Source organism: Paenibacillus sp. FSL H8-0104, assembly GCF_038050215.1.
Lineage (GTDB): Bacteria > Bacillota > Bacilli > Paenibacillales > Paenibacillaceae > Paenibacillus > Paenibacillus amylolyticus.
This window is the reverse complement of sequence record NZ_JBBOTC010000001.1, coordinates 628,495-647,084: the sequence shown is the minus strand read 5'-3', so window position 1 is coordinate 647,084 and position 18,590 is coordinate 628,495. Positions and strand designations below refer to the sequence as shown.

Sequence of the window (18,590 nt, the reverse complement as noted above, 5' to 3'; positions counted from 1 at the left end):
TTATTTATCTAATAGACTAACTTTTCTATCCAAAAATTTCTGAACCGTTTTTGGTAACCTGTGGATACCGTCCATGATCCGGATTATTTTTTCAGACTATCCCAGTTCTGTTGCAATGCGTCGAGCAATCCGGCTTTATCCGATTTGCCTGCAACGTAAGCCTGAATTGTGCTGCCATACTCTTGTGGAACCCCTTCAGGGAAACGGTTGAAGTTCCAGCTGAGTGTTTTATTTTCCTGGCTATACTTCATGATCTCTGTGGCGAGGTCACCCAGATCCTCTTCGGATGCCGTGATGGAACTGAACGCCGGAATGAATTTGAATTCTTTTGTCATGTATTGTTTCCCGATATCCGAAGTTACGAGCCACTCCAAAAACTCTTTTGCTTCCGGTTTCACTTGAGAGTTCTTGTTCACAACCCAATAGTTCGGTACACCGACAAATAATTTGTCATTGGGTTCATTGTTAATTGGCATTGGGAGGATACCCAGATTCAGATCTGGATCGATTCCATCGATCTGTACTTGAGTCCAGTTTCCTTGTTGCATCATCGCCGCTTCTCCACTCGCAAACAACGTAACTTGCGTATTGTAGTCGGTTGTCAGCGGGTTTTTGTTGCTGTATTTCAGCGTTAAGTCGAGCAAGTTGATCCAGTCGGCGAACACTTGGTTCCCAGGAATCTTCTCCGTACTTTCGTTGAGTCCTTGGATGAATTTAACCGGATCTGCCTGATTTGCAAATGCGACGTTTACGTTATGATTGCCCAGCACCCACCACTCTTGATATCCATTAGAGAATGGGGTAATGCCTGCGGCTTGAAGTTTCTGTGCAGCTTGATCCAATTGTTCCAGTGTCGTTGGAATTTCGGTAATACCTGCTTTTTGGAAGAGGTCTTTGTTATAAATGAAACCATAACCCTCCAGCGCGAGCGGCTGTCCGTAGAGTTTGCCATCTTTGGTCATTGGCTCTTTGGCTACTTCAAGTGCATCCTTGGCCCATGATTCTCCAGACAGATCTTCCAGATATTCAAGCCATGTATCCAATTCACGATAACCACCTACGTTGAAAATGTCCGGTTGTTCGCCAGCGGCAAACTTGGCTTTTAATGCAGCACCGTAGTCACTGCCGCCACCTACAGTCTGAATGTCCAGTTTGACACCTGGATGGGAGGATTCATATTCCGCTTTGAGACGATTGAGTGCTTCCGCGATTTCGACTTTGAATTGGAAGATCTTAATGGTTTTATCTCCAGCAGCAGCCTCGCCACCACCTTGAGCATCCGTGTTGACCGGACTGCCACTCTTGTCCCCATTGCCACAACCCGCGAGCATTACCGAAAAAGCAATCAACATAAGCAACGTCAACTTTGTCATTCTTTTCATACATACACTCTCCCTATAGTAGTTTCAGTATAACCGTTCCACTAATGAATATTTACACTGGCACTCCGATGACAGAATAACCTTCCCTTGAAGTGTGTTTTCATTCTAACGAACCGAGCCCACGTAATTCGCACCTATTTGCACAGGCTCCCATTCTAACGAATCACAGCGATGTTATTCCGTCGATTTGATCCAATTTTAAGGCTCTGGCGCCCTTTTGTACCCGAATAACGTTGCTGAGATTCGTTACAATTTGTATTCCTTGATTATCCACCTATTAAGATGCGGTGGATTCGTTAGCGCTTTGAAAAAGGAGCATACCCTCACTCTGTAGAAGAAGTTCCTGGCCATATAAGCTTCTTCCTTGGTCTTTTCTCTTTATTGCTCTTTCCCCAGGAGTCATGCCCAAGCTATGCGGGCATGACTCCCTTTGCACACCTCCGTGCGAGGTGGGAGCAAAGGGATCAGGATGCGATGTAGGAGCGGAGCGTTCGCCTTTGATACTCGGTGGCTTCCTTGCCCTAATACATTCAGGCCACCGAGGAGCAACAGCGACCGAAAGCGCAACTTGATCCCGCAGCGACCTGCACTCGCACTCCGCCACAGCGACCCTGCCCTCGCACCTTATCCTTTAACTGATCCAGCCGTAATCCCCTGAATGATGTACTTCTGCATCAGCAGGAAGAAGATAATGATCGGCATGATGCCGAGCACAAGTGCCGGCAAGGCAAGATCCCATTGCTTCGTATATTGACCGAAGAGTGCAAAGGTCGCAATCGGGATCGTACGCAGGTTGGAGCTTTGCAGGATCAGGGATGGAAGCAGATAATCATTCCAGATCCAGAGTGTGTTCAGAATGATGACGGTTACATACATCGGTTTCATGAGTGGAAATACGATCCGGAAGAACACTCCGTAGACCGAGCTTCCATCCACACGAGCCGCTTCCTCAATCTCCAGTGGGACGGATTTTACGAATCCGTGGAACAGGAAGACAGACATCGGTGCCCCGAAACCGAGATAACAGATAATGAGGCCGCCAAGGCTGTCGATCAATCCCAGATTACTGGTTACAGTAACAAGTGGAATCATGATAGACTGGAACGGAATCACCATGGCGGCAATGAACATGCCGAACAAAATACGGTTGAACCGGGTATCGCTGCGGACCATTCGGTACGCGGCCATGGAACTGATCAGCACAAGCAACAGATTGCTGACCAAGGTAACGATAAGCGAGTTCATCAGCGCGGACGGGAAGTTAATTTTCTCCCAAGCGTTAGCATAATTGCCCCACTGAAATACTTCCGGCCATGCAGCCGAATTGGTGAGCAGATCACCGAAGGTTTTGACCGAATTCACGAACAGGAAGTAAAACGGAACCAGGAATAAAAGTCCAAGGAGTACCATGACAATCTCAGTTACAATGGTACTGAAGCGGTAATTTTTTGTCGTCTCCATTAGGCTTCTACCTCCTTGCTCTTCGTCAGACGTACCTGAATCATGGTGATGATGGCAACGATTATGAAGAACACGAGCGCTTTGGCGGTTCCGATGCCATATCTGTTATTTACAAAGGCTTCATTGTAAATATTAAGTGCAACCGACTCTGTTGATCCGAACGGTCCACCTTTGGTTAGCGACAGATTGAGATCGAACATTTTGAACGACCAGGAGATCGCCAGGAACAGACAGATCGTTACACCTGGCATAATGAGCGGAAGAATGATGCTCCGCAGTACCTGCCAGCGACTTGCGCCATCAATCTCGGCGGCTTCCAGCAGATCAGGGGATACATTTGTCAGAGATGAGATGTAGATAACCATCAGATATCCTGCGGTCTGCCATACAAACACAATCACGATTCCCCAGAAGGCGGTTGGTTCGTCTCCCAGCCAAGGAAGGTTGAAGAAGGACCAGCCGGTTACATCGCCTACTGCTGAAAACCCTTTCACAAATATGAACTGCCAGATAAAGCCGAGCAACAACCCACCGATCACGTTAGGCATAAAAAAGATCGTACGCAGAATGTTTCTCGTCTTGAGCGGTTTGGTCAGGAAATACGCCAGGAAAAAACCAATCACATTGGTCAGTACCACACCAACCACGGTGAAGCGTACCGTAAACCAAAACGCCGTTTGGAACTTGGGATCATTCGCAAAAACATGCACAAAGTTATCAAACCCTACCCAATTAATGTTCTCGGATACCCCGTTCCAATCCGTGAAGGAATACACCATGCCAAGCAGGAAAGGGACCACGATGATGAGAATAAAAAACACGATGGAGGGACCCACGAACACAAGCTGCTGTAACAGCTGTGAAGATTTGCGATGCTTCATATCGTTCTCCCCTTCTATAGATGGATGAAATTGGTCTCTTTTTCTATTAAACCCCATTATCGCCGAGGGAAACACCGACCCTTGTGAACAGTTGGGGGTAAAATATTGTCCTCTCTTAACCTGCAACCAGAAGGGGTGTTCCGATGTCCAAATACTACAGTATACGCACGAAATTAATTGCCTTTATGCTCATTGCTACCACACTTCCGCTGCTCGCGTCGATCAGCATGACGTTTATCCAGACCAAGACGGCCCTGCGGGAACAGGCTGTTGAAGAGAACAAACGCCTGATCTACCAAGCATCCACGAATCTCAATAACTATGTGGATAACGTGGCTAGAGCGTCACTCGCTGTGTATAACGACCCGAACTTTCTGCGTAACCTCGCGAAGATTCCTGGGGATTATCGTGCGGTGGCAGAAGTGTACACCACTTTGCAGACGATCCGCGCTGCTGTGCCGGATGTATTCCAGCTGTATTTACACTCATTTGCCGCCAATCAATCCACCTTAATTACCAATCCCTTTCCGAAGCGGGAGGAACGCAAACAGGCCTATTCCGGCTCCCTTCATGGAAAAACAGGCGGTGACAGCCCGGATATCTGGGTGGAATCGGCCCATATGAGTCACACGTACGGATTCAAGGCTGCCTCACCCGATGACCCTGCCAGAACGGTCATTACCCTGCATCGGGTGATCAAGGATATTCCGTCCACCGAGCGTCTGGGTGTACTCGCTATTGATCTGAATATGAATACCATTGCAGCAATCTGTAGCAGGCTGTATGATCCGGCTAAGGAACAGATCTATGTGGTGGATGGTCAGAATCAGATCATTTACCAAGGACGTTCCGAGGTTAATCATACGGATGCACTACGAGAGGAAACGGCTAGTGAACTGAATATCGCACGATCTGGCGCTGGTACAGCCCAGAATGTCGCAGGGCATTTTGAACAGGATCGATCCATGTTTGTATACCAGCAACTTGGCAGCACATACGCCGATTGGACCATCGTCAAACAGATTCCAAATGAGACGTTTTATGCCAGAGCGACCACACTTACGTGGAATAACGCAATGATTGCCATTGCGGCACTTGTATTAGTCATTGTTGCAACCTTATTCATCTCCATCCGAATCACCGGTCCACTCAAGCAACTCATGCGGTATATGAACCAGATTCAAGCCGGGCGTCTGCATGTGGATATCCATCTATCCAGTCGCGATGAATTCGGGGTGCTCGCTCGTCATTTCCGAGATATGATGGATACGGTAAATAATCTTATTTTGCGGGAATATCGACTCGAGATCGCCAATAAAACAAATCAACTCAAAGCGTTGCAAGCGCAGATTCATCCGCATTTTCTGTATAATACACTGCAATCGATCGGTACACTTGCCCTTCAACAGCAAGGACAACGGGCGTATACACTACTCTCTAGCCTGTCCAAAATGCTGCGCTACAGCATGCGGGATCAGACCTGCGTGACCTTACGCGAAGAGGCGGAGCATGCCCGATTATATCTGGAACTACAGCAGGAGCGGTTTGGTGACCGCCTTGAGGTGGATTTGGATTTTGCCGAAGATACTCTATCTGTCGAAATGCCAAGAATGACGTTACAACCTTTAATTGAAAACTATTTCAAACATGGAGCAGATATTCAGCCTGGCAAAGGTCACATATCCCTATCCAGCCGCCGGATCAACGATCATTGGATTGAAATCGAACTGAATAATAACGGTCCCTCCATACCTGAAGAAAAATTACTGGAGATCTGCGGATGGCTACATCCAAGTCATACAACAACCGGGTTATCCACACAAGAATCCGACGAGTCTGAATCCATCGGTCTACGAAATGTAATACGCCGACTTCAATTGAACTCACATCCCGGTCACTCAGCCAGGCTTGAGATCAGCAATCGGGAACCCAATGGTGTGAAGATCACGGTTAAACTATACGCGGGAGAGTGAACAACATGAAGGCACTGCTTGTAGATGATGAAAAACATGTCCGCGATGCCATAAGGTTGCTTGGTCATTGGGAAGAGTTTGGCATTGATACATTACTTGAAGCAGCAGACGGGGATGAAGCCATCGCCGCCATCACGGCACATCAACCTCAAATCATACTCAGTGACATGCGGATGCCGGGCAAGGACGGTATGGCATTGCTTGAATGGATATCGGCTCATGCCCCACACAGCAAGGTGCTGGTTATCAGCGGATATGATGATTTTGAACTTGTGAGGCATGCAATCAGGCATGGTGGCATGGACTACCTCCTGAAACCTGTGGAAGCAGATGAGCTGAATGCATCTCTATTAAAGGCCGTTACAGCTTGGGTAGAGGAAGACGCCATTCGGATACAATCCACCAGGCAATCCATTGTTGTTAATCGAATGCGCCCCCACTACCAGGATCGTCTGCTCACCGAACTTGCCGTCGGAAGAGGCAGCAGCCCTTCACACATGCAGCGATTGCAGGATGAGTTAAATCTCCCCTGTCTAATCCCTGTCTGTAGTGTCGCTGTCACCAGCCTGTCCCATCTGGATGCAGATTGTCTGGCAAAATACCGCAGTCAACCGGACCTGCTTGTGTTCTCGGTGCTCAATATCTGTGCCGAGATGTTATCCACACCAGACGAAGGCGTAATGTTTCGTCAGTTGGATCAACCGGACGAGGTTGTTCTGCTGCATTGGGGTCCATCCACTTCATTGGAACATATTCTGGACAAGGTCAATCATGGATTGGAACAGACGATTCAGCGCCGGCTTCATTTTGGGATCTCCACCTGCGAGTCTTATCCTGGCGGAATCTCAGCGGCCTATCTGGAAGCAAGTTCAAGGCTGTGGCGACGTAATGCTGTGCAAATTAAACAGCGAATCCATGCCTCAGTGGAATCATCAAATGGGAATAAAATCAGGCGTTTAACCGCCCATGAAGAACCCCTGCGTATGGCAGCCATGAGTTGCCGGGCTTCCAGTGTATCTGCTGCGGTCGCCGAGTGGCTTGACCCGATTATTGATCTTGCGGTTGTCAGTGCTGAGCAGATCCAGCAATGGATCGATGAGCTGGAATGGATGCTGAGCCGCTGGCTTGATGATACGGCAGGTTCGTCATTCAAAGAGGAAGAAGTGACGGAGGAACAGTCTATTCCCTTTGCCGAGTTACCTTTGGACGCTGAAGGATTGTTATCCCTCCCCCTGCTTCGTTCATCATTGGAACAACGACTGCTTGCGGCCGGTAAGGCGCTCACCGCTCATCACCACGCCAATCCTGATCCCATGAGTGAGATTGCACGTTATATGGACGCCCATTATCAGGAGGACCTGTCCTTACAGCAGATTGCCGCACGTTTCTATCTGAGCCGGGAGTATATCTCACGCAAATTCAAACAGCAATTTGGTCTGAACTGGTCGGAATATCTGGGCAAACTGCGAATCAACAACGCCAAGCTGTTACTGCAAAATCCTTCCCTGCGTGTCGCCAAAATCTCGGAGATGGTTGGATTCCAGGATGAAAAGTATTTCAGCAAAGTGTTCAAAAAGATGGAAGGCATCACGCCAGCGGAATATCGTAAAACATTATTGGAGGCTGGAACGTAGGAGCTTCAACTCAAAAAGGACCCCCAACGGAGTCCTTTTTTGCTGTTTATTTTGGAACACGAAAATTAGCCTATATCATGACGATTTGTTGGCTCTTTCTTTTCTAAGATAGGATACGATCCGAAAGATTGCAGCTACAGCTATACCCAAGTAGAGATAATAAACTTTATTTCCCGTTGTATGAGCTGCTATGGGAAAAAAGACTACGATGAATGGTACCAGTGCAATATCCAGGTAGAACATGATCTTCCGGTAAGTAAGGATACTCATAACCCCCTTTTATTTACCAAAAATGGTTTTATTAATTATATTAGATCATAACATATATACACCCTAGTACGCTCACCGATCCCGCAAAATCACCGCAGGTACAAGTCGAACGTAGACTATCTCCCCTGCAAGCTCCACCATCGTCTGTGTAACAATAACAGCCGCAGCAATGGTTGCCCATTCTGGTGGGAGTGCCAGCGCTAGCGGCAGAACAACCAGCGAATTCCGTGTGGCTGAACTGAAAATCAACGCCCGCCCGGCGGCTGGATTCAATCGAAACCCCTTAGCAATGATCCGAGATATCCAAGGCATAATGATCAGAAAAGAAACGTAGATCGGGATCACGTTCACGATAATCGCCATATCATTGTAGACTTTGCCAATCTGGGAAGCGACAACCACGATCAGCGCAAGTGCCATCATCGGAACCGGGAGCCATGCCGTCCCATTCATGACCCGCTCCCCGCTCACCTTACCTCTGGAGAAAACTTGTGTAACAACAGCGAGCAGCAGTGGAATAACGATCAGGAACAGAAAAGCCTCTACAAACGGCCCTACCTGCATGATCTGCGCCACCTCGGTACCCATCAATAGCCATAAATAAAACGGTAACAGTATCATTTGTATAACAAATAAAATAGGTGTTGCGGCGAGCATCAGTTTCTCATTGCCCCTGCCCAGCTGCGTGAACACGATGACATAATCAATACAGGGCGTTAACAGTACCAGATAGACTCCGATCAGAACGCCTGGCGATTGCGGAAAGACAAGTGTGAGCACCCATACAACTACAGGTACTACGATAAAATTAGCCACCAGTAGCGCCACCATAAATCGAAGATTCGACCAGGACTCTTTTAACTGTAAAAAGGGAATCTGTACAAACATGCTGTATAACAGAACGGCAAGAACCGGGGACACGGTGTAGTGTAAAAAATTCCCCCATACCGGATTACTCAGCCCTATCGCTGCTCCTAAGAACAATGCAACTACATAGAACCAGGCTTGCTGTTGCTCCATCGTTTCTCTTGTGAGCATTCTCTTCCTCCTCTTCTAGTGGGACATCGTGGGCATGGACATATTCCTGCTTCGTTTCGCGTACATTGGGACAGAGTACCATCCAACATAGCAGCTGAGCACAAGGATCTGAAAGGACAACTTGTGAATTTTTTGCGGCTGTTATTAGAATGTGCAAGAACTGGGTATATTCATTGTAGACTGACCCGTGGTTCATTCATTCGTTAAACCAAGGAGGAAACACAATGTCACGTAACAATCCGTACAAGTGGTTAAACGCCATTGGTTTTATCGCTGTAATTATCGTGAACTATCTCTCCAACGCTCTGCCGATCGGGGGCAAGACCAATAAAGAAGTATCGGATATGTATCCTGTGCTGCTCACACCTTCTGGCTATGCCTTCTCTATATGGGGTCTGATCTACTTGCTGTTGGCAGGGTTTGTGATCTATCAGTTCGTGCCCGCTTCCTGGAAAAGGGATTCGATTACCCGTCTCGGGTATTGGTTTCTGGCAAGCTGTGCCTTTAACGTCGCCTGGATTTTTGCTTTTCAAAACTTGCAGACCGGTCTCGCTTTACTGATTATTGTACTGCTTCTGTTGTGCCTGATCATGCTGTATGTAAAAACACGTACCATTACGGTTCCAACCACTGCTGAGATCTGGCTTGTGAAGCTGCCATTCAGCATCTATCTCGGATGGATTAGCGTGGCAACGATTGTCAATGCAGCTGTACTGTTATATAAAATTGGCTGGGATGGTTTTGGTATCAGCGAACCAACCTGGACGATCATCATGCTGATTGTGGGTATGGTGCTGGCTGTACTCGTTAGCTTCCGTTATCGCGATAGCATATACCCACTTGTATTCACATGGGCGTATATCGCCATTGCACTTAAACAAAAGGATGTCACTTCCGTATATTATACGGCAATCATCATTGCGATCGTACTGGCCATCTACGCGGTATGGCTGTTCTTCGCCCGTAATCAGGATCGCGATTGAGTAGTTTCCATCATATATAACGCTTAAATATAACGAAAAAACATAAGCAAAAAGCCGATTCTGGTCATTCGACCTGAAATCGGCTTTTTATGTATACCACAGCGAATGAAGGTTGTCCTATTTCAGAGCAATAACTTCAATCTCCACCAATGCATCTTTTGGCAAACGAGCAACTTCTACTGCACTGCGTGCAGGGTACGGCTGTTCAAAGAACGTGCTATACACTTCATTCACAGGAACAAAATCGTTCATGTCCTTCAGGAACACCGTCGTTTTCACGATTTTATCCATACTTGTACCTGCTGCTTCAAGGATAGCCCTCACATTGCTCAAAGACAGACGTGTCTGCTCCTGTACATCTGCGCCGAATTCTCCCGTTTGAGGATTCAGGCCAAGCTGTCCGGAAGTGTAGATGAAATCGCCTGCATCAACGGCTTGACTGTATGGACCAATGGCGCCTGGCGCCTGATCGGTAGAGATTGGTTTTTTCATGGACGAGTTCTCCTTCATGTTCGTTATCCTGCTGCCGTATGGAGTCAGGGTTCGAACTCATTTTTGTTGCCTATTATACCACGATCTACCTCAAGCGAGAAACGCTCCTCCCTATCCACATGAAGTAAACAGCTCGTTCAAAGGTTTCTTAGCCCCCGTCCACACCAAGGACATGAATGACTTCATTCGAATACACATGGTTTCCTTTGGCTTGCACCAACGCAATATTTGTCATGGCCTGTGCAATGGTTGCGGCGTGGACCGCCCGGTATTTGTCCGCTCTGCCTTTCATCCAGCGATCCAGAAACTTCATGGCATGGGCAGCCATCTGCTCACCAAACCGCTTCTCGTTTCGATCTCCCAGAATTAAGGAAGGGCGGAAGATATGCAATGACGGAAAACCGATATCGGACAATGCATCCTCCATTTCCCCTTTGGTCCGACTGTAAAAGACCCGGGAACCTGCACTTGCTCCCATGGAGGAGATCACCAGCATCTGCAATACACCATGTTGCTTCGCAATCGTAGCTGCACGAACCGGGTAATGATAGTCCACCTGACGGAAATTGTCCTGACTGCCTGCTTTTTTGATCGTTGTACCCAAACAACAGTACAGGTCATCGATTCCGTCGAATAAGTGGTCGTGGCTCTCCAGCTGTTCCCAATCCACCACATGCTGTTCCAGTTTGGGATGTTGCAGCTCAAGCGGACGTCTAACCAGAACGCGAACCAGGCTGTATGCCGGGTGCTCCAGCAGATTCTGAACCAGTAATTCGCCTACAAGCCCGGTGGCTCCAATCACCATGGCTTTCCGTTCGAGACGATTCAAATACATCCCTCCACTTCGCCATCTTTTTTGAAGTCATACCAGATACATATGATCAATCTAAATATTTACAAGGTTGTTCTGTCATCGAAGTGCCCGTGTAAATATTCAATATCTATTTTAACAGTACACGACGTCCAAGGGTAAATGTCAGAATCAGCATCACGACACCAACCCCCATCTGAAATCCATAGGCTGAGATCCAGGCCAGCGCATCGGACCAGGTTTCCATCTTTTCATACAACCAGCCACCCAACAACGGCCCGAGAAACGAAGTGACTCCGGTCAGAGCCGAATACACCGCGACAAACATCGGTCTTTCACTTTTGGGTGTGTCTCCGATCGTAAAGTTAAATGCCAGCTGGTTGAATCCACCTACACCGATCCCAAGGAAAATATGAGATAAAAATAGTGCGATCAATACGGGCATGAACGACATTAACCCCCACGACAAACAGGAGAGTGCAATGACTGGCAATGTCCAAAATAGGAGGGTTTTGTTGCTGAATCTGGCATTCAGATTGCCCCAGACATAGAAACCGGCCATCATAACCAGCGTCTGGACTACCGTGATCAGGGATACCGTCTGATAATTGATGTTCAATAAATCGAGCATAACATAGGAATAAAGCGGAACAATCAAGGTCTGGATCAATAACCATGAAGCCAGGAACAGCGTTGCTTTCAGGAAAGAACGATCCTGGAACGGCTTGATGAACATGCGCCAGAAAACCTTTTCGGTAGAACGTTCAAAGGGAACGTCCGGATAGAAAAAATAGATGACTGTATTGGCAATAGCACATATCCACACCGGAATAAACAGGATCAGAAAGCCCATTTCTCCAGGGTAACGATCCAAAACAATACCGCCTGCAAATAAGCATACGCTTCCAAGAGCATTCAGAATCGTATTTCGAATTCCAAAATAACGCCCTCTCACCTTAGCAGGTACGATATCGCCAATCAGTGAAGTCCAGATCATACCGCCGATGGTATTTGATATAAAAGCAACCGTATACACGCCAATATATACACTTACCCACCACTCTTTGGGGAATATAAACGGGATCAGTCCCGTTGCACTCCACAAGATGCGATGTGTGCCCACAAATAACAGCAGCATGCGTTTACGGCTGCGAATACGCTGCATCCAGTAAGCTGCTCCGATCTGGGCAATGTTCACAAACGTCGTAATCGCGAGCACAAAGCCGATATGTCTCGACCCGGCCCCAAGGTACAGCAGAAATCCGGTTAAAAATGGGCCTCCCAGCAAGGTCTGTAAAATAATTGCCGGTACACCCTCCCATGTTGCAATCGATAAATTCGTGCGTTGTGTCGAACCCTTGCGCCGTGGTTTGCTTGCTAACGGGGGAGGGTTAACGTTGACCGTCTTCTGTATGGGGATACACTCCTTAGACCGGGTCTCAAAAGCCGGTCGATGCTAGTTGTCATCCCAAATTCTACTCACGGCGCGAAGGTTGTCAACTCATTTTTTCACGGTCCAACGGGAGATAGAGATGGAAGGTGCTTCCTTTACCTTCAGCGCTCTCCAGTTCAATCGATCCCCCCAGTAATCTCGCTAAATCCCGACTGATCGACAGGCCTAGTCCGGTACCGCCAAATTTTCGACTAATCGACCCGTCAGCCTGTTGAAATGCTTCAAATATGGAATGATGCTTGTCCTCAGAAATGCCAATACCTGTATCCTGAACGGAGAAAATAAGCCATCGATTCTGAATACCTGCATTCTTAATCTGCTTGGTGCTTACGGTCAGCGTGACCTTCCCTCGGTGAGTGAACTTGATGGCATTGGACATCAGATTCCGCAAAATCTGTTGAACCCGCTGGGGATCAGACCATAGCGTCTCGGGCAGTCCCTGTTTTTTGTCCAGAACCAACTGAATACCTTTTTTCTCGGCAACAAGCTGAAAGTGGCTCATGGCATCTTCTGTAAGTTGTGCGACACTGATATCCTCCAGTACAATATCCAACCGCCCCGCTTCTACTTTGGAGAGATCCAGAATATCGTTAATGAGCGTGAGCAGTTCCTGCCCGGAGTGGTCGATCATATTGGCAAAACGTACAATATCCTCCTGATCCATCGTGTCGGCATTCTCGCTGATCATCTGGGCAAAGTTAATGACACTGTTCAGTGGTGTACGCAGTTCATGGGACATATTGGCGAGAAATTCGGATTTATACTGTGAGGCAATCATCAATTGTTTCGCTCGATCCTCCAGTACAATCTGGGCTTTCTGTAACTCTTCCTTTTGCACAGACAATAGCCGGTTTGTACTCTGGATCAGTAAAATACGATTCTGTTCATTCTGAAAATCACGTAAAATAAATGCAAAAATAAGGCTCAGCAAAATACCTGTAGGGAGTGTATAAGGCATAATATGTGAAAAGAAGTATGTAGCCGGGATCACACCAACGATAGCAATGTTTACACTATTGACCACATTGACGATAACTGTAACAAGGATTCCTTTAATAATCAGCCTGTAGTTGCTGCGTCTCATCCATATATTCAGACCTGCACATATCACGCCCAAAACAGACATGTTAAGAACTGCCGCCAATGTAGCATCCGTGATGCCAAAAGTCAGCCTCGACAGCCCAATTCCAATACCCACGATAATTACGCTATAGGGTTGTCTATACGTTAGAACGGCTACAATTAAAGGAACATATCGAAGATCAAAGACCACTTCATCGGTGAGTTGAAACCCAAAAACCGTACTGATCCAACCTGCAAATATAAGGACAAGCACGGAGCTGATCTGCTTCACTCGGGAAGAGGTACGTATTACGACATATTTATAGAACACACTAGCAAGATATGCAATGGTAATAAGCATCCCCATATTCAATACGAACATTTTTGAAAATTGCATTCACTCACTCCTGTTGTACCGACTTTACTGGCCAAAGTGCCTTCGTCCGTATGTGTCTCTATCATATCATGCCCATTGAAACTTCCGCATTCCTTCTTCGTCAAAAAAATACACAAAAATACACAAATCAGGATTCAATTTGTGCGCTGGTCGTAGTAGAATATATTGTTGTTTAAATTTGAATTAGTTATTTGCTGGGGTCATGCTCCTAGGGAGCATGAATGAAAGGAGTAAGGTGTTGTGCAATTGTTAAAAAGCAAATCCTATTGGCTGTCATTGAGTTTAATGCTGTCTTTGGCCGTCATGGGGCTCTTCTATGATATTCTTAATAGTCCAGAACGCGGGTTCGTAGTGCTTGATTCGCCGCTTGACCGGATCATTCCTTACGTGCCTGGCATGTCCATTCCATATTTGGGCTGGTACCCGTTTGTATTCGGTGTGCTCGCTTACCTGTGTGCCAAGGATCGCCTGACGTATTACCGCGTCTTGTTATCCATGAATATCTGTGTCTGGATATGTTATCTGATCTACTTCAACTTTCAGACCATGGTACCGCGCCCGGAACTTACGGGTACAGGCCTGGGAGCATCTGTCCTCGGATGGCTCTATAGCCAGGATCGTCCTTATAATTGTTTTCCAAGTATTCATTCTCTTCACTCTTATCTGGTTATGCGTGCTGTTCTCTCGGTTCCAAGCATCCGCAAACCCATCAAGATTTTGGTGGCCGCCGGGGCAGCAACCATTATAGTATCCACGCTAATGATCAAACAACATGTGATCTATGACGCCTTGGGTGCGGTCATACTCGGCGAATGTGTTCTCACCATCATAACAGGCCTCGCTCTTCACCGGAGACGCAGAAAAGAATCGAAGTGGACAGAGGGAATCAGCTGATCCCTCACTTCGATGGTTTCTGAAGATGCTGTTGTCGTCTCCATTCATCAATAAACAAACCTGCAAAATAGGGGTCCCATTGGGTCCCTTTTCCTTCTTCCAAAATCGTTAGCGCTTTCTCATGACTCATCCCATTCCGGTATGGTCGATCAGACGTCATGGCATCAAAGGCATCCGCTACCGCAATGATGCGGCCAAATAGCGGAATCTCATCGCCTGCCATCCCATCCGGATACCCTTTGCCATCATATCTCTCATGGTGAGATCGTACACCAGGCAGAAAGTCAGCCATGGCATCAATGGGTTCTATCTGGAGCAGAATACTCTCTCCCTGCACGGGATGTGTCTGAATAATTGCGAATTCTTCATCGCTTAGTTTTCCATCCTTCAGCAACACCTCATCAGGTATGCCGATTTTCCCGATATCATGAAGCAGGGCTGATTTGTACAATAAATCCGCCTGTTCCTCACTCATTCCGCTCAGCTTACCAATCATCAGCGAATACTCTGCCACACGCATGGAATGTCCTGCCGTGTACTTATCTCGGGCATCTAAAGCAGCAGCCAGCGTAGAAAAATAACTTTGCAACAGCTGTCGATTGCGTTCCTGTCTCATCTCCAGCCGATTAATCATCATATTAAAACCGGAGATCAGTGCCGAAAACTCATCCGCATATAGATCCGGAGCTCGTCTGCCAAGATCTCCCCCCTGAATTCGGTTCATCTCATGCGTCAGTTCAGCAACTGGATCACGAACATCACGAATCAACAGCCAGCTTCCCACCAGCGCAAACCCCGCGCCCAGAACAACGATGAGAATTCCCCACAGTATGTACTCTTTCGCAAATTCACTGTCCATATACTGAAGTCTGATATATGTAGCCAGGAAAAATAGAAATAGAGGAAATAAGCCAATCAGTGCCGTACTTAGCTGAAATTTACGCTGGATCGATACCAGGATTCGCCCTCCCAGTGAAGGTTCCATCCCGTATTGGACTTTGCCTCGATGTCGAATCTCAAGTAACAGGGGTCTAATCGCCCGCACCGTTAAGTAATACTCAATCAGCGCATGCATGATGGCAATCAGAAAGGCACACGCAGCGGCCACGACAGTATAGAAGTAAGGAAATTCAAGCCACCCTGTGGATATCATCCATAATGTTAATCCGGCTGCCGGAAGTGAGAAACCAAGCATGTGCGGACCCATGATCCGATATATGGTCTGTCCCGGAAAACGATGAATTTTCTCATACATGTGGTTCAATTCGTCTCTCTCGTGATGCTCGGAAGTGAAAAATTGTCTTATGGGGCCTAGCTGCACCCACAGCGTAATTAATTCTGCAACCAGCATGAACAAGAGTGAAATCAGTACAATGAAGATGAGCCGAACAAATTGAATATTGGGTATTTGCAGAGTAGATACCATAACTACTGTACCGACAACAAAAACAGCTGCCAGTGAACCGATCAGATAATTGCGTATCAGGCGAAAGATAAATGAACGGTATGCTTCCAACTGAACCCCTCACTCTCTATGTGCAACCAGTTCTCCCTTGAGATACAGGGAGATTAAGGGTATTGCCTTCTATTTGTTTATCGGTTGCTCCGACTAAAAAAATTAATAAAATCCAATGGATGGGCATCAGAACTGGAAAACACAAAAAGGCTGCTCCACGACGGAGCAGCCTTTGGTGATATATCCTATATTTATCCTTTAATCTTGGCAGCCAGAATCATTGTACCGCGCGGCTCATCTCCCATTGCATCCGGTTCAAGCGTGATGGCAACCGTATCATAGTCGTTGGCCGAATCCAATGTGTAGTATACTGCTCCCGTTCCGTCACGACTAAGGAAAGTACCCGCATTCTGAGGGGTATCTCCTTTGATCAACCAGACCTGAAAAGCCTCGTTGCCTTCCAGGTTCGGCAGGTTCTCAGCCTGCACAACCAGGTGAGTGCCTTTGCTGTCAATAACGATGGTTGCGAGACCCTGAGCTACAATGTCCTGCGTTGCAGGATTCAGCTTCACTGCCTCGCCGGTCTTCATGCCCTGTGCGGGCTTCAGAGCTGATGCCAGCTGCTCTTGCAGCTGTGCATTCTGCGCCTGTGCCTGCACCAGTTGCTCTTGCGTAGCCGACGAGCCCGCCGCTTGCTGCGTCAGCGAGTCGATCTGGCTCCGCAGCTGCGCCGTGTACACGCCCAGCAACAGTGCCGCGGCCGCAAGGCCGGCACTGGCTATGCGCCAGGCGCTGCTGTTGCGCGCACGCGCGCGCGCTTGTGGCTGCCATGGCTGTGCCTGGGCAGCCTCTTCCACCCGGGCCGCACGTTTGTGCTGCGGCGCAAGATCCTCCTGAAGCACCACGGGTGCTTCAGGCTCTGCAGGAGTAGCCGCTGGCTTCGCCTCGGCGCTCTCCTGCGCATGTCCGAGCACGTTGCCCAGCACACGTGCTCGCATGCCTTGCGGCGGTGCTACAGGTTCCGCCGCAAGTGGCAGGAAGCCAGTCACTTCCTGCAATTCCCTTACCTCCTGGCGGCAAGGTTCGCAAGTTGCCATATGCGCTTCAAACGCCGCCACTTCCTCTGCTTCCAGTCCGCCCAGCACATACATCGGTGCCAGATCAGACCACTCCTCATGTCGTTCTATCATGGATGTATGCCCTCCCTTCCCGCGTCCGGATGCAATTCAGCATCGGCCAGCAACTTTTGGAGCTGTCGCATGGCAAGCCTGACACGGCTCTTTACTGTACCCAGCGGAATCCCGAATCGGCTGGATACTTCCTGCTGGGTTAATCCCGCATAATAAATCGATTCTATAACTTGTTGCTGATCACCGTTCAATTGGGACAACGCCTCTTTAATCCGGGTACCTTCCCATTTACGCTGCACTTCTTCTTCCGTGTTTGTATGTTCATCGGCATAGGCCGCCAGTGTCTCGTGTTCAACTGAAGTAGTCGCTGCCCCTTTTGATTTCCGCCTCAGCATGTCCACTGCAATGTTACGCGTAATCGCAAACATCCATGTGGTCAGCTTCCCCTGTGAGGCATCGTATCGTTCAGCATTATTCCAGACCCGCATAAAAAGTTCCTGAACGGTCTCTTCTGCCGTCATGGGATCACCAACGATCCGGTAGGCAAAAGAATACACCGCTCGCTCATAACGGTCATATAAAAGCTCAAGTGCGGAGGAATCACGTTCCGCGATCTGCCGCATTAACCTGCTGTCCTCCATCGATTCAGTCATGCGAGGGCCCCTTTCTGTTTCTTCCCTCTTATTATAACCTACGCAGAAACTTTTGAAGAGGATTACCCCTATGAAGAAATAGTTTGAAAATTTTTCTGTATCTTTTCAAACTAACCTTTCACTTTTTAACATAAAAACAGTCCGAATACATGTTTCTCTGGTCGCGCTTTCCTTTTTATTGCAGAAAATTACAACCTGTGGTACACTATAAGAGTTGTATTAAACAACCTCATATGATTTCTGTCTTCTTTAAACCCCGGAATATTTTCTTCATGCTGCGACCGCAGCGAACTATAAGCACAATTAACCTATGAAGATTGAAGAACCTGAATCACAATAACCCGGTAGTACAGAGTTTCACAAGATGTTCCCATTCACACTGGCGCGGTCATCGGAGCCGCAAGGACAAAAGAGAGGTAGGGCTTTTGTTGTTTTGGATATCACTTATTCTTGAGAAGATTGAAAACATACACAAAGCACCCGGAATTGGGTTCCGGGTGTTTATCCATGTCTACATATCCAATTTAGTAACATCTACAGACTGTCGGACACCGTTCCTACATTAAGAAAAGTCCTCCTTTCACTTATCAGACTAACCAGATAAATTCGGCTCTGCTTTT

At 47.6% G+C, this 18,590-nt stretch carries 16 protein-coding genes; 4 read left to right on the top strand and 12 right to left on the bottom strand.

Features of this window, described 5'->3' with window-relative positions:
* Positions 1 to 83: 83 nt before the first annotated feature.
* The 3 genes from NST38_RS03010 to NST38_RS03000 form a co-directional block, all read right to left on the bottom strand.
* Entirely contained in the window at positions 84 to 1,382 is a 1,299-nt protein-coding gene (locus NST38_RS03010; RefSeq protein WP_036607334.1) for an ABC transporter substrate-binding protein, read from the bottom strand.
* Positions 1,383 to 2,006: 624 nt separating this feature from the next.
* Positions 2,007 to 2,843, bottom strand: coding sequence for a carbohydrate ABC transporter permease (locus NST38_RS03005; RefSeq protein WP_076254678.1), 837 nt, complete (start codon positions 2,841 to 2,843; stop codon positions 2,007 to 2,009).
* Positions 2,843 to 3,724 (bottom strand): carbohydrate ABC transporter permease, encoded by an 882-nt coding sequence (locus NST38_RS03000; RefSeq protein ID WP_076254676.1) that lies wholly within the window; start codon positions 3,722 to 3,724, stop codon positions 2,843 to 2,845. The genes NST38_RS03005 and NST38_RS03000 overlap by 1 nt, the downstream gene beginning before the upstream one ends.
* Before the next feature lie 143 nt (positions 3,725 to 3,867).
* Between NST38_RS03000 and NST38_RS02995 the strand changes: the two genes are divergently transcribed.
* Together NST38_RS02995 and NST38_RS02990 are read left to right on the top strand one after the other, a co-directional pair.
* Positions 3,868 to 5,697 (top strand): sensor histidine kinase, encoded by a 1,830-nt coding sequence (locus NST38_RS02995; RefSeq protein ID WP_341343775.1) that lies wholly within the window; start codon positions 3,868 to 3,870, stop codon positions 5,695 to 5,697.
* A gap of 5 nt (positions 5,698 to 5,702) precedes the next feature.
* Positions 5,703 to 7,331, top strand: a complete 1,629-nt coding sequence (locus tag NST38_RS02990) for a response regulator (RefSeq protein WP_341343774.1) — start codon at positions 5,703 to 5,705, stop codon at positions 7,329 to 7,331.
* A 75-nt stretch (positions 7,332 to 7,406) separates the two neighbouring features.
* On the opposite strand, the gene NST38_RS02985 is transcribed toward NST38_RS02990, so the two are convergent.
* Both NST38_RS02985 and NST38_RS02980 read right to left on the bottom strand, forming a co-directional pair.
* On the bottom strand, positions 7,407 to 7,601 hold the full coding sequence (locus NST38_RS02985; RefSeq protein ID WP_036672096.1) for a hypothetical protein: 195 nt from the start codon (positions 7,599 to 7,601) through the stop codon (positions 7,407 to 7,409).
* A gap of 72 nt (positions 7,602 to 7,673) precedes the next feature.
* Complete coding sequence (locus NST38_RS02980; protein ID WP_340937121.1) at positions 7,674 to 8,639, bottom strand: arsenic resistance protein; 966 nt, start codon at positions 8,637 to 8,639, stop codon at positions 7,674 to 7,676.
* A gap of 224 nt (positions 8,640 to 8,863) precedes the next feature.
* Here NST38_RS02980 and NST38_RS02975 point away from each other — a divergent pair, with 224 nt between their 5' ends.
* Positions 8,864 to 9,622: a tryptophan-rich sensory protein gene (locus NST38_RS02975; RefSeq protein WP_017690869.1), complete on the top strand. Its 759-nt coding sequence runs from the start codon at positions 8,864 to 8,866 to the stop codon at positions 9,620 to 9,622.
* Between the two features lie 117 nt (positions 9,623 to 9,739).
* On the opposite strand, the gene NST38_RS02970 is transcribed toward NST38_RS02975, so the two are convergent.
* From NST38_RS02970 to NST38_RS02955, 4 genes are all read right to left on the bottom strand, one after another.
* A complete protein-coding gene (locus NST38_RS02970) occupies positions 9,740 to 10,114 on the bottom strand; it encodes a RidA family protein (protein ID WP_340937122.1) in 375 nt (124 codons plus the stop codon).
* A 148-nt stretch (positions 10,115 to 10,262) separates the two neighbouring features.
* Complete coding sequence (locus NST38_RS02965) at positions 10,263 to 10,949, bottom strand: oxidoreductase (RefSeq protein WP_341343773.1); 687 nt, start codon at positions 10,947 to 10,949, stop codon at positions 10,263 to 10,265.
* Positions 10,950 to 11,055: 106 nt separating this feature from the next.
* Complete coding sequence (locus NST38_RS02960; RefSeq protein WP_235193865.1) at positions 11,056 to 12,213, bottom strand: MFS transporter; 1,158 nt, start codon at positions 12,211 to 12,213, stop codon at positions 11,056 to 11,058.
* A gap of 208 nt (positions 12,214 to 12,421) precedes the next feature.
* Positions 12,422 to 13,837: a sensor histidine kinase gene (locus NST38_RS02955; RefSeq protein WP_340937124.1), complete on the bottom strand. Its 1,416-nt coding sequence runs from the start codon at positions 13,835 to 13,837 to the stop codon at positions 12,422 to 12,424.
* A gap of 240 nt (positions 13,838 to 14,077) precedes the next feature.
* Here NST38_RS02955 and NST38_RS02950 point away from each other — a divergent pair, with 240 nt between their 5' ends.
* Positions 14,078 to 14,731: a phosphatase PAP2 family protein gene (locus NST38_RS02950; RefSeq protein ID WP_036607365.1), complete on the top strand. Its 654-nt coding sequence runs from the start codon at positions 14,078 to 14,080 to the stop codon at positions 14,729 to 14,731.
* Between the two features lie 4 nt (positions 14,732 to 14,735).
* Here the strand turns inward: NST38_RS02950 and NST38_RS02945 are convergent, their stop codons facing one another.
* From NST38_RS02945 to NST38_RS02935, 3 genes are all read right to left on the bottom strand, one after another.
* Positions 14,736 to 16,247, bottom strand: a complete 1,512-nt coding sequence (locus NST38_RS02945; protein ID WP_036607368.1) for an HD domain-containing phosphohydrolase — start codon at positions 16,245 to 16,247, stop codon at positions 14,736 to 14,738.
* A gap of 191 nt (positions 16,248 to 16,438) precedes the next feature.
* Positions 16,439 to 17,377, bottom strand: coding sequence for an anti-sigma factor (locus NST38_RS02940; RefSeq protein ID WP_341343772.1), 939 nt, complete (start codon positions 17,375 to 17,377; stop codon positions 16,439 to 16,441).
* Positions 17,374 to 17,970, bottom strand: coding sequence for an RNA polymerase sigma factor (locus NST38_RS02935; RefSeq protein WP_076254664.1), 597 nt, complete (start codon positions 17,968 to 17,970; stop codon positions 17,374 to 17,376). The genes NST38_RS02940 and NST38_RS02935 overlap by 4 nt, the downstream gene beginning before the upstream one ends.
* Between the last annotated feature and the right edge of the window lie 620 nt (positions 17,971 to 18,590).